This window comes from Segatella oulorum F0390, from assembly GCF_000224615.1.
Classification (GTDB): Bacteria; Bacteroidota; Bacteroidia; order Bacteroidales; family Bacteroidaceae; genus Prevotella; species Prevotella oulorum.
Genome location: NZ_JH114217.1, coordinates 467,027 through 479,868 on the forward strand (window position 1 = coordinate 467,027; position 12,842 = coordinate 479,868).

Annotated in this window: 9 protein-coding genes; 3 read left to right on the forward strand and 6 right to left on the reverse strand. The window is 51.1% G+C overall.

Features of this window, described 5'->3' with window-relative positions:
- Positions 1-347 precede the first annotated feature (347 nt).
- On the reverse strand, positions 348-761 hold the full coding sequence (locus HMPREF9431_RS11095; protein WP_155813025.1) for a hypothetical protein: 414 nt from the start codon (positions 759-761) through the stop codon (positions 348-350).
- Between the two features lie 232 nt (positions 762-993).
- On the opposite strand from HMPREF9431_RS11095, the gene HMPREF9431_RS11100 reads away from it, so the two are divergent.
- Positions 994-2,205, forward strand: coding sequence for a DUF6261 family protein (locus tag HMPREF9431_RS11100; RefSeq protein ID WP_004381402.1), 1,212 nt, complete (start codon positions 994-996; stop codon positions 2,203-2,205).
- Between the two features lie 279 nt (positions 2,206-2,484).
- Here the strand turns inward: HMPREF9431_RS11100 and HMPREF9431_RS11105 are convergent, their stop codons facing one another.
- Both HMPREF9431_RS11105 and HMPREF9431_RS11110 read right to left on the reverse strand, forming a co-directional pair.
- Entirely contained in the window at positions 2,485-3,711 is a 1,227-nt protein-coding gene (locus tag HMPREF9431_RS11105) for a hypothetical protein (protein ID WP_004381403.1), read from the reverse strand.
- 55 nt (positions 3,712-3,766) lie between these two features.
- Positions 3,767-5,938, reverse strand: a complete 2,172-nt coding sequence (locus HMPREF9431_RS11110) for a TonB-dependent receptor plug domain-containing protein (RefSeq protein WP_004381404.1) — start codon at positions 5,936-5,938, stop codon at positions 3,767-3,769.
- A gap of 288 nt (positions 5,939-6,226) precedes the next feature.
- Between HMPREF9431_RS11110 and HMPREF9431_RS11115 the strand changes: the two genes are divergently transcribed.
- Positions 6,227-7,000 carry a hypothetical protein gene (locus tag HMPREF9431_RS11115; protein ID WP_404827961.1) on the forward strand — a complete coding sequence of 258 codons (774 nt, stop codon included), beginning with the start codon at positions 6,227-6,229 and terminating at the stop codon, positions 6,998-7,000.
- A 109-nt stretch (positions 7,001-7,109) separates the two neighbouring features.
- Here the strand turns inward: HMPREF9431_RS11115 and HMPREF9431_RS11120 are convergent, their stop codons facing one another.
- The 3 genes from HMPREF9431_RS11120 to HMPREF9431_RS13035 form a co-directional block, all read right to left on the reverse strand.
- A complete protein-coding gene (locus HMPREF9431_RS11120; protein ID WP_004381406.1) occupies positions 7,110-7,328 on the reverse strand; it encodes a hypothetical protein in 219 nt (72 codons plus the stop codon).
- Between the two features lie 23 nt (positions 7,329-7,351).
- A complete protein-coding gene (gene typA / locus HMPREF9431_RS11125) occupies positions 7,352-9,154 on the reverse strand; it encodes a translational GTPase TypA (protein WP_004381407.1) in 1,803 nt (600 codons plus the stop codon).
- Between the two features lie 153 nt (positions 9,155-9,307).
- The gene (locus tag HMPREF9431_RS13035) at positions 9,308-9,568 is read right to left on the reverse strand and encodes a hypothetical protein (protein ID WP_155813027.1); all 261 of its coding nucleotides are present in this window, start codon (positions 9,566-9,568) and stop codon (positions 9,308-9,310) included.
- Positions 9,569-10,164: 596 nt separating this feature from the next.
- Between HMPREF9431_RS13035 and HMPREF9431_RS11135 the strand changes: the two genes are divergently transcribed.
- A complete protein-coding gene (locus HMPREF9431_RS11135; RefSeq protein WP_004381408.1) occupies positions 10,165-12,813 on the forward strand; it encodes a thiol protease/hemagglutinin PrtT in 2,649 nt (882 codons plus the stop codon).
- Positions 12,814-12,842 lie beyond the last annotated feature (29 nt).

Genomic DNA, 12,842 nt, shown 5'->3' on the forward strand with positions numbered 1-12,842 from the left:
CATCTAAAAAACTTGCTTTTCTCGTTTACATCCTTTAGTTTTGTGGTCAGTAAACAGTTAGAAAGGGTGAGCACCGACCTTTGACAGGTGCAGAGACGATAGATGCCCCGAAAAACGTTGCGATGAGCAGGCGGAAAATGGAAGGCTCTTTCTCTTTTTAGAAAACAAATACAAACAAGATTGATGAAAATGCTAAACACTATATTTCAATCCTTGGCTTTGCAACTCAATTTGCCGTTTGCGAAAGCCGAAGCATCATGCACGCATACAAGTTGTGTCAACACGTTGTGCTGTGCATGGGCTTACAACATAATGATGGCGCGCAGCATCATGCAACGATGCAGCAATCATGTTGTGAGGCAAAATACTGTGCGCTGCATAACAAGCAGTGCAACAAAGTTGATTAATACAACACAAAAACGACTTTGCAGTGCAACAAAGTCGATTAATACAACACAAAAACGACTTTGCAGTGCAACAAAGTCGATTAATACAACACAAAAACGATTTTGCAGTGCAGCAAAGTCGATTAATACAACGCAAAAACGATTTTGCAGTGCAACAAAGTCGATTAATACAACACAAAAACGATTTTGCAGTGCAGCAAAGTCGATTAATACAACGCAAAAACGATTTTGCAGTGCAGCAAAGTCGATTAATACAACACAAAAACGATTTTGCTGTGCAGCAAAGTCGATTAATACAACACAAAAACTATTTTGCAGTGCAACAGTGATGCAAAACACGATATTCAACCACACAAACAATAAAGTTGTGTGGCAAAATACTATAACGAACAACACAAATAATAAGATGGTGTTGGAGAACGTAAGAACAAGGCATACAAAACAGTTGGTAAGGTGCCGAAACGACACCACGGCAGCATGCTGCACGATTATGCACTTGAAGCGATGCATGCCGACAGCATGGGTCGGTGCATCAGCGATTTAAAACAGATTTATTTTTTTTATTCATCTATTAAATAGTAAGATTATGGTAGAGAAAGTATTACCTTTATTTGTAACGATTAGAGCTGGCTACAAACAGCACAACAATGTCACTCATTTGCAGTTGCATCAACGGCTGCATCAGTTGGTAACCGGTTATGACAAGCAGAAGCTTACGCTCACCGACAATGATTTGTCGTCGTGGCATACATCGATTGACGGCGAAGTGGACAACAACAATCGGCGCAAGGCTTCGGAACTTGTCAAGCAGTTAAATGATTTAGACAAAAAGCGCGTGTCGCTCATTTCGCAGCTATTCAGCATGGTGCGCGTGCAGCAAAAGTCGGTGATTGGCAACATCGCCGAGGCCGCAGAGAAGGTGGCGTGGGTGCTGAAGCCTTATCACGGTATGCAACGTAGGCCGGTCGAGGCGAAGAGCGGCTATATTGATGGCGTACTGATGGATTTAAAGCCGCTCAACGCAGCACTCACCAAACTGAATGTGGCCAATGTTATCAGCGAGCTAAAGACCGTCAGCGAAGAGTGCGACAAGTTGATGAAGCAGCGCCATCTCAATGAATCGGCATTGGAGAAGGCGCCATTCAGCAACCATCGCAAGGACACCAATGCTGCTTTTGCACTAATTTGCAGTAAGATTCAAAGTGCCTATCACCAAGCAACGGACAAGGCCGACAAGCAGATGATTGTTGAGTTGGTAGATGCACTCAACCACGTATTGGCTGACTATGCTACGAAGAAGAAGTCGAAAAAGAAGCAACATTCCATCACGCAGGCTATGGCAAAAGAGAGAGTTGCACGACGCATCGTGCCTCTGATTCCCGCATTTGCAGTAAGCAAGGGTTATGCTGCTAATGATGTAGTGTTTACAGGTAGAGTATTGAACATCAATCAGATTGCGCGTTATGAATTGCACGTGAAGAGCAAAGACACGAAGCTGTGGGCACGCGTTGTGAAAGGGCAATTAGTAGAGATCAAAGCTCGCCCAAACGCTGCTGACAAGCATAGCAAGAAAGAGGGCAGTGGCGCAGGCGGAAAGAAGAACAATGCGCATAACAAACCTTCGAACGGAGCGAACGGGCAGCATGGCAGCGCTGAGATCACACCGAAGCCTGATGCAAATCAAGGTGGCAAGGATAAGAACAAGCCCGGCACAACGCCACAGCAGGGAAGCGAAGGTGGCGGAGAAAGTGGAAAACCCTCTGGGCAGGGCCATGCCGAAATCACGCCGAAAGGTTGATGTCGTGCGCAGCCGGCTGCGCTGATGCCTCGCCACTTCTCATCGTTGCAACGCTGCGTGCGTCGTAGCAGCAAGAGAAATGGTGATGACCGAGATACCGTTGCGCGTAGCCTGCACGAGCATCGTATGGGCAACGCTGCCACTGCATGATTCAAACAGCCTATAGGATATCAAAAACGATGGCCTGCACAGTGGGTGCAGACCATCGTTTATTTTGATGCTTTTACGCTATCGTATGGTCACGCTGTTGCAGGCGTGAAACATGACGATTGGCGTATTTTAATCTTTGATATATTCGATGTGCATGGGATTGCCGGCAGTCTTGATGACAGGACCACGGGTGCGTTTCGTCTTTGTGTCATAATAGAAGAAGCCTGTGGCGTTGTCGCTCGAACAACCGAAAATGATGAGATCGTTGTATTTCGTGACGGCGAGACCGTGGGGACTTGACACGGGGATTCCTTTGATGGCTGTGATGGTTTTGTTATAGAGATCAACGGCCACCGCGACGGATGTCTTCGCGCTGTAAGGGTTGGCTGTTGCCGATGGGGCTAACGCGTTGCAGCCCACATGTCCGTAAGCGATGCCATTGCCGGCATACTTAAGGCTCGCCACATAGTCGGCCTTGATGTTGAGCCCTTCGATGTTGGTCTGATCAAGCCGTATGCTATAGGTGGGATCGATGTCGGTTTCGCCCTTTTTGATGCGTGCAAAGCCGGCGTTGATGCCGGGAATCAAACCAAACGAGCCGATGCATGCGAAGTAGATGTCGCCTTTCTCATCCATGAAGAGCGTTCCACTGTCGATGGGGCGTGAGGGAAACGCCAAGCCGAGTGATTCATTCTTGATGTGCTTCTCGAGGCGATTGGTCTGGGCATCCACCATGGCAAACTCGATGCTGTTTTTAGCCGGCATCCATTGCGCATTGAATTGTGAGAGCGCGATGAACACTTTCCCGTCGCGCACAATCATGCACGAGGGACCTACGCGTACTCCTGCACCCGACAGACTGTTTAAATCGATTTCGCCGGTTTGCTTCATCTGTTTAAAGTCGAAGACGAGCACTTTTCCTAAGTTCTGGCACGAAACATAAGCTGTGTGATCGTTTACTTCGATGACCTGCGAAGCTGCAGAACCGGCCGGCAACATCATTTCGCCGGCCTTCACGAGCTGATGGTTGGCATCGATGACAAAGCGCTGTAACGCTGCTTTTGACTGCCCCATGTAATCGGGGAAGATGTAAACATTCTTGCCTTGCACAGTGAAAGGATTGCCAAATCCGCCCGGTATCGCGCGGTTGTTGTCGATGGAAACGGCTGCGGTGTCGGTTAGCGTCTGTACATAACAGCTGCCGGAATTTCCGCTGGGATTGAGAACGGTTGTCGCCATGACGAGTGTGCCGCCGATGCGCGATGGCTGTGGAGCCGGTGTTGGATCGTCGTTCTTTTCGCACGCTGTCAAGCAGCACATGAGTGCAAAAGCACTGAATAAAAGATGTTTGTTCATACGTTTTGTTTTTATATTACATAAAATTGTGAATGTTCGATGGGGTAGGAGTGGCTCAATGCAGTAAGTAGCGTACTTTGAAGGCTACATAACGTCCCGGGAGCGGGTGATTGAGTTCGCTCACCACTTCACGGTTGAGCACGTTCTTGATTTTGAGACTGAACGTGAGTGTTTGGTTCATCACGCTGTGTTCGAGCGCCGTGTCGAAGGTGATCGCTGTTGGAATTTTGCGATCTTGGTAAATGGTCATCTCGTAGTCATAGAAGTATTGGTGCACATAGGAAGCATCGATGAGGAAACGAGTATTGCTGTGCTTGCCAATGAGGTTTTCGCGGTGGCATTCGATACCGGCGTTGCCCAAAAGATAAGGTATGTTGGGGATGCGCTTACGATAAGTGGGGTTGGGCACGGTTGAACCTTCGGTGAAGCGTTGCGTATCGCGCAAATTCTGATAAGTGGCGTTGGCGTAGGTATAGAGCCACGGCAACACGTCCCACTTAACTTCGCCTTCGATGCCGTAAGTGGTGGTTTCGCCGACATTGACGTATTGCGCGAGTGTGGGAACCATCGAAGGTGTGTAACGAATCATGTCGGTGAGATGCGTGTAGAAGCCGTTGACCTCTGCTTCGAAGATGCCGTCGGTCTTCAGCGTGCGCCGATAGAGTGCGCCGAGGTTGCAGGATCGTACATGCTCGGGTTTGAGCGTTGGGGAAGGAAGGATGGAATAGCCGTTGCCGACAAGTTCCTCATCGCTGGGAATGCGCATTTCGCTGCTGTAGGACGCTTTGAACATGAGTTCGGGGGTGAGACGATAACGCATGGATTCGTTCCATCCGAAGGAGTGTTTGGTGACGCGCACTTGCTCGGGCGTCGGTACGTAGAAGGAGGGGAGTTTCTCGGTGGACGAATGATAGTGATAGCTGCGGAGGGTGAATGCGCTTTGAAAGCGATCGCGGAACAGAAGGAGGTCGTAGGACAGTCCGGCAGTGAGGCTGTTCATATAGCTGTCGAATTGCGTACGGAAACCATAGGCTGCGTCCATTAATTCATCGTGCGGCTTGAGCTTCGTGTAGGCTTCGTAGAGATTGAGGTTGAGGGAGTGATGCCGATTGATGGTGTAGTTGAGATTGAGCTTGCCGGTGCCATCGAGATTCTTGTTGTGTCCGTCATAAGGATGCGTGCTGGTTTCGCCGCCGAGGGGCGATTGCGATGGGCGGCTGTTGCCAAACCAGTCGTAAACGGTTTTTGCGTAATCGCTGACGCCGTAGTTTCCGATATCGAAGGCCGCTTCGAAATCGAAAGCCAGTCCGTCGATGAAAAACGTCTCACGCTTGGCTTTGAGTGAGGTGGCGATAGCTTGCGAATGGGTGTAGGCCTCACGCACGTCTAAGTCGATGCCCTGCAACTGCTGATGCGTGGCGGTGTAGATGAGTTCGGCTTTCAACTCGTCGAACCACCACTTAGTGGCTTTGATGCTCCCTGCGATAACACTCTTTCGAAAGGCATCGTGGTTGCGCCTCACACGCAAATCGCCCAAATTGTGGAGTGTCATGTAATAGTTGTTTGCCGAATAGGTGAAGAAACCGCCCATACCGAATTGCAACCCTAACGGCGCATACGTGCGCTTGAACACGGTGTTGAGGCGGTGAGTGTTAAACGAGCCAATCTCGTATGATGCATCGAAATAGATAGGCGGATATTCCTTCGTCACGACATTGATTGCACCGCCTAATGCGCTGCCGCCGAACTTATAGGGAACAATGCCTTTGTAAATTTCGATGCGCGCAATCATGTCGGTAGGTATATCGTTGAGCGTGATGAAATTGCTGAATTGATTCATCGCTGTTTCATCGACAAATAGGCCTAAACGCTTGCCTTCCAAACCGCGCACAGAGAGCCTTGATGCGCTGCCGACGCCGCCCGTATTACGAATGGTGACGCCTGCGACGCGTGCCAACACATCGTTCATAGATGAGGCGGTACCCTGCAATTCTTTCGATGTCATCACTGATACGGGCATGCCGCTTTCGCGCAACTGGCGCGCTTCGTTACGTCCCATGACGGTAATTCCTTGTAGGAGGATGGTTTCGTCACCGATGTGCTTTTGTGGTTTCAGCGAGTCGCGTTTGGTCGTAGCTGTGTTGTTGGTTGTTGTCTGCGCCATCGTGGCTAACGATGCTAAGAGGATGAGACTAAGTAGGGATAGTCTGTTGTGGAGTATGTGCATACTGTTTGATTGATGGATTTGATGACGCAAAGGTAGCGACAGTGGGGGAGGTAGGCAATACCTAAAAGTAGGTAAATGCAGCTGTAGCGAGCATTTGCAGCGAGGGCTTCTGCGGTCATCCGGCACAAGCGAAGACAGGTGAGAAGGGGTGCTGCGGAAATGAAAGGAGCGCTATCATTTGGTGATGTGAGGTTTTATCGTTACCTTTGCAGCCGCAAATCATTTATGATAAGACGTAACAGAATGAAACGAAAGGTTTTAATGGAAAATTGCACGTGGGCGAATAGGATGCTCTATGTTTGGTTGGGGCTGTTGCTTGCGCTTCCTATGCGTGCACAGATGCTTTTCACGGAAAATATGACGATGGTTATCGACAGCACGAAGACTATTCAAGGATCGTTACAGCCGGTGGTTGACTTCAAGACAGAGAAGGAGAATGTGCTGACGCTGAAGAACACCGCCAATTTGAATTTGCTGATTAACCGCAATCGCGTAGTCAATCTCATCAACAAGTTGGAGTTTTCGACTTATGGAAGGAAAGTGACGGTGAGTGGGGGGTACGTGCACGCAGAATATCGCTACTTGCTGAGCCATGCGTTTGAAGTTTATCCCTACGCCGAATCTCAGTGGGCCGGGAGCCGTGGCATGACGTTCAAAGTGTCGAGTGGGTTGCAGTCGCGCTATCGCTTAGTGAACAGCGAACACTGTCTGATGTTTGCGGCGGTTGGCATGTTTTATGAGTTTGAGAAATGGGCCTATCCCGATGCTCCTGCGGGTGTCGACGACAACGCCTATAGCCGCAGTGTGAAGAGCCATGTGTCGCTGAGTTTCAGACATTCGATAGGTGAACATTGGGAATTTACCGCCACTGCCATACATCAGGGTAAGCCCGATAGCTATTTTAAGGCTGCGCGCTTTGGTGGCGCAGTGGATGTGGCTTATCATGTCACGCCCAAGATAGGCATTCGGGGTACTTATCGCTTGATTTACGACACTTCGCCTATCGTGCCCGTGCGCAAAGACTACACGGTGGTTGATGCCGGTCTTGACATTGCATTTTGATGCGGCACGAACAAGCGAGTGCTTCATCATTGGAGAAATCCATGATGAAGCACTCGTCTTTTTGATGTGTTGCACGCGGGAATAATGCCTGCGCAAGGTTTACAACCAACTATACAGCGTCGTAACCTTTGGTGCTGTTGTGCTCGAGCAAATCGTCGAGGTTTTGCTCTCTGAAACCATGTTCTTTCTGCTCTTCGTAGAGGAGCTTGGCCTCTTCTTTTTCAGCTTCTGAATGTTCAAAGTGGATGGTCTTTGCCTTTAACTCGGCAACGGCCCATCCTGCAAGCGCGATGATAATCAGCGCTGCGAAAATATACAATCCGGTCATGTGTGAATGATGTTTTTAAACGTTTATTCTTTATTGGCACGCTTGCGCTCTGTGTGATCGAGGATGATTTTGCGCATGCGCATACTCTTTGGTGTCACTTCGACGTATTCGTCGGCTTTGATATACTCGAGACATTCTTCAAGACTCATCACGGTCTTAGGAATGACGCGCGCCTTGTCGTCGGAACCACTTGCGCGGACATTGGTAAGCTGTTTTGCTTTTGTGACGTTGATAACGAGGTCGTTGTCGTGTACGTGCTCTCCGACCACTTGCCCGGCGTAGACCTCTTCACCCGGGTCGATGAAGAATTTTCCGCGATCTTGCAACTTGTCGAGCGAATAGGCGTAGGCCGTGCCCGTCTCCATGACAATCATCGAGCCATTCAGTCGGCGTGTGATGTCGCCTTTGAAGGGTTGATACTCTTTATAGCGGTGAGCCATGATGGCTTCGCCTTGCGATGCCGTGAGCACGTTGGTGCGCAGGCCGATGATGCCACGTGAAGGAATCTCGAATGTGATGTTGACGCGATCGCCTTCAGTGTCCATGCCGGTGAGTTCGCCTTTGCGACGCGTCACCATATCAACCATCTTGCTGGAGTAGTCTTGCGGCACGTTGATGGAGAGCTCCTCGATGGGTTCACACTTTACGCCATCGATTTCTTTATAAATCACCTGTGGTTGTCCCACTTGCAGCTCATATCCCTCACGGCGCATGGTCTCGACGAGCACCGAGAGATGGAGCACACCGCGGCCGCTGACAATCCATTTATCGGTCGTGTCTTCGAACGGACGCACGCGGAGAGCAAGGTTCTTCTCTAACTCTTTATTGAGTCGGTCGTTGATGTGGCGAGAGGTGCAGAACTTTCCTTCGCGACCAAAGAAAGGCGAATCGTTTATAGTGAAGAGCATGCTCATCGTAGGTTCGTCGACAGCAATGGGAGGCAAGGCCTCGGGGTTTTCCCAATCGGCAATGGTGTCGCCGATTTCGAAGCGTTCTAAACCTACAACCGCGCAGATGTCACCGCTGCTTACGCTCTCGGCAGGCGTGCTCCCCATGCCTTCGAAGGTGCGCAGTTCTTTAATCTTCGTCTTCTCTTGTGTGCCGTCGCGGTGGCAAATGGTGATATTCTGCCCGCTCTTGAGTGTGCCGCGATGCACGCGCCCAACGGCGATACGCCCCGTGTAGTTCGAATAGTCGAGCGATGTAATCAGCATCTGTGGTGTGCCGTCGATATGTTTGGGCGCGGGAATAACCTCCACAATCTTATCCAACAGGTAATCGATGTTGTCGGTAGGCTGCTTCCAATCGGCAGCCATCCAACCGTTTTTGGCCGAACCATAAACCACCTCGAAGTCTAACTGTTCTTCGGTGGCATTGAGGTCGCACATCAAATCGAACACCATCTCATAAACTTCCTCGGGGCGGCAGTTGGGCTTGTCCACCTTGTTGACGACAACAATGGGCTTCAAACCCAATTGCAACGCCTTTTGTAGCACGAAACGCGTTTGTGGCATGGGACCTTCGAAGGCATCGACGAGCAACAAACAGCCATCGGCCATGTTCAACACACGTTCCACTTCGCCGCCAAAGTCCGAGTGGCCCGGCGTGTCCAAGATGTTAATTTTCGTGCCTTTCCAAGTGATCGACACGTTCTTCGAGAGAATGGTGATGCCGCGTTCGCGTTCCAAATCGTTGGCGTCGAGCACTTCGCCACTGTTATCCTGCCCTTCACGAAACAACTTTCCGGCCAGCATCATCTTGTCCACCAGCGTTGTTTTTCCGTGATCGACGTGCGCAATCACCGCAATATTCCTAATGTCCTGCATGTTCTTTCCTTAATTATCCTATATTAAATGTGCTGCAAAAGTACAAAAAATAACTGAAGTAGGCACGGCTTTGCAACGAGATAATCAAGATTTTAGTGATATTTGCCGTGCCAGGCAAGGCCATGTTAAATTAGCGGGCTACGTCAGTTACAGCTATATTGCCAGGCGCGCCACGTTGGCCACCACACCTTGTTGCATGCCCGTCGGCAAAGGCTCCGCCGACAGACAAACGCGCGGGATGGTTGGCGGCGAGGTATTCGCCGACGAACTAAACTGAGGAAGGTTGCGTGGCAGAGAGGTTTGATGGAGGCTTGATAGGGTCGGTGCCTGCGTACCCGACCGTGTCGCCCTGCAAGGACGAATCCATCGGTAACAGATGTGCATCATGCGTAATGCACAAACATTTCTATACATGGAAACGGCTCCTTTGTGGGTGGGGGATATGCTCTTTGCAGATGGAAACGTCTCCTTTGCGCATGGGGACGTGCTCTTTACGCATGGAAACGTCGCTGCGCAGACGTTCGGGCGGGCACACAGGCGCCGCCCCTACCATTTCTCATGTGGCTCCGTGTCACAAAATTGCCGAAGAATAGTTTGCCGCATCATAAATATGAGTGAATAGTCGTGGCGAACAGTTTGCCGCATCACAAACATAAATGTATAGTCGTGGCGAACAGTTTGCCGCATCACAAACATAAATGTATAGTCGTGGCGAATAGTTCGCCGCGTCACAAACATGAGTGTATAGTCGTGGCGAATAGTTCGCTGCATCACAAATATAAGTGTATAGTCGTGGCGAATAGTTTGCCGCATCACAAATATAAGTGTATAGTCGTGGCAAGGTGCTCTCTGGCGGATGAAATCGAAAAAAGGTTGCTGGCGAGGGCTTGCCGATGGAGAAGGGGGTGTTTTCCCACCTTTTTGATGGGAGTTTTTCCACAAACAAGTCTGGTTTTCACGGAAAAAGCGCTAACTTTGCAGCCGTACTTAATGCGATAAGATTTTTTTTCATGCAAATAGATTACGCGCTTATTCGTTTTACAAGGGGAAAAAATGCGGCTCGTGGTGTGGCTCGCTCCTTGCTTTTCAGTTTGTTTTTATTCGTTTCTCTACAGCTTTCGGCACGCGACATCACGCCCAAAGCGGCCTTGTCCATAGCCCGCCGCTATGTGGAAGTGGGGAAGGATGCGCTGAAGCGGCAGCCCACACGCAGTGGCGCAGTGGCAAACGCCTCACCTTATTATATAGTGAATGATGCGCGTGGGCACGGCTTCGTTGTGGTGGCGGGCGACGATGCCATGGGCGAAGTGTTGGCCTATAGCGCGACGGGGCAAATGGACACGACGAGGCTCAACCCCGAAGCGCGCTATCTGCTGCAGGCCTATCGGCAGGTTTACACGCATTTGAAACAGGGCAGCCGCCTCGTTGGGGCTGCAAAATCCACCCGAACGGCCGGCGGAGGCGTTGTGGCTCCGCTGTTGAAAACGAAATGGGGGCAGGGCTATCCCTACAATAAAAAAACAGGTTATTTCACGGGATGTGTGGCTACGGCGATGGCACAAATCATGAATTTCCATCGTTGGCCCGCACAAGGACGCGGCAAAAATCGCTACACGGTGAATTATGAACATGCGCAACGCGAAGCCGACTTCAGCCAGTCGCATTATGATTGGGGCAACATGCTCAACGATTATAGCCGGCAACGGGCCACGGCACAGCAGGAAGATGCTGTGGCTTTGCTGATGAACGATGCCGGCATCTCCGTCTACATGCAATATACACCGAGCGGCAGTGGCGCGCAAAGCTCGTCGGCAGCCAAGGCCTTGCGCGACCATTTCGATTATGATGCGGCCATCGTGACCAAGGCAAACGAGGGTAACGCTCATTTCGCCGAAATCATTCAGGACGAGCTTCGCCATGGCTTTCCACTCTACATCTCGGGCGATCCGCGTGGTGGCGGCAGCGGTCACGCTTGGGTTTGCGACGGTTTCGACAGCGAAGGTATGTTCCACATGAACTTCGGATGGGACGGGGGAGCCGATGGTTACTACTCGCTCACGGCGCTCAACCTCTCGTCTACAGGCAGTGAGTTTCAAGGCCGGCCGCTGAGTTTCGGTCTGCGTCTGCACATCATTGCGGCACATCCCAACAAACCGGGCACACCGAAACTCGATCCCGACATTGCTGCCGGTGCACCCAACTTGGCGTTTAATCTGAGCGGTGAGATGCACTTTGTCGGCACGCCGCCCACGCAGTTAACGGCCCATGCGCAGCTGTCGTTCAGCCATTTCGTCAACCAAAGCTACGATAAGTTCCGCGGCGACGTGGGCATCGGTATCTACACCACCGACCATCAGTTGGTGCGGCCGTGTGCATCTGCCGCGCACAGCAAGGGCGGCTACACGCAAGAGCGCTTTAAGTTTAACGATGGCGAACAGCCTTCCGGCGGGTTGGTTGAAGAAGATGTCGTCATCACGACCGACCTCTCGGGGCTTGCGGATGGGCGATACATCCTCGCCCCCATTTGCGCGGCATGGAAAGGCGGCACCCTTTGGGGTGATTGGGTGCGCATGAAGCAGGCGCCGCGTGTGGTGATGGAGGTGAAACAAGGAAAAATCACCTATGTCGAACTGCCCACAGCAACCAACGCCTATCAGTTTGAAACGCTGCCCACGTTTGACAAGAAACTGCGGACGGGCGGCACCAACACCCTGCGTCTGAACATTCGCAAACTCAACAGCATGCCCTTCGACGGGCAGGTGAAGGTGGATTTCATCAACGATCAAGGGGTGGTAGCCTATACCGTACAAACGCAAAACAAAGTAGATTTCGAAATGTTTGCCGCCACACGCGTCACGCTCCCCATTTCCTTGCCCGCCGACATGGCCGCCGGCCGCTACGAATTGCGCACCACTATCTTCCAAGCCGATACCCACGAGCAATGCCCCGTGCGCACCGATATGCGCGAAACACCATTCTATGCAACGGTGGAGCAGGGCGAAGTGCCGAGCAACCTGTTGCAAAATGCGGTCGGCTTTGTGCAGGACAACGCCATGTCTACCATCCCCAATGAGGATATCGACATCAGCTTCACGCCGCTTTTCAAACTCAACTGCGTCGTTACCTTGGCCGATGGTGCACACTATCAGGGCGGCCTTTCCTTGTGTTTAATCGACACCGAGAACGAACGACAGATTGTGCTCATGAAGAAGCCGCAGCAGGTGAATCTCAGCGATGCCCATTTCTCCGAGCAAATCGTCACAGGATGGCTCCGCCCGCGCGATTTGAAGATCATCAACAACCGCCGCTATCGTTTGGCCGTCATGGGTGAGGTGGATGGCAAGGCGAAAGATTTGTGGCCGGCTGCAGCACCACCTTTCTACGTGTCGATTGTCAAAGGGCCGTTCAATAAATATCCCGACGAGCAGCCCAATGGCATTCAAACCGTGCCGTTCACGGGGCATCTGCGCTTTGCCGACGGCATGTTAGAGGTGCAGCAGGCGGGACTTGTTCGCATCGAAGTCTACAGTCTGAGCGGCATGCTCGTGAGCCATAGCCATGCCGTTGCGGACAATCGTGCCACCATGTCGCTACCTAAGGGCACCTATGTGGTGCGCATTGTCACGCGCAACGGTCAATCTTCGAAAGTAATTCGGTAAGAGTAAGCATTTTCAAAATGCTTACTCTT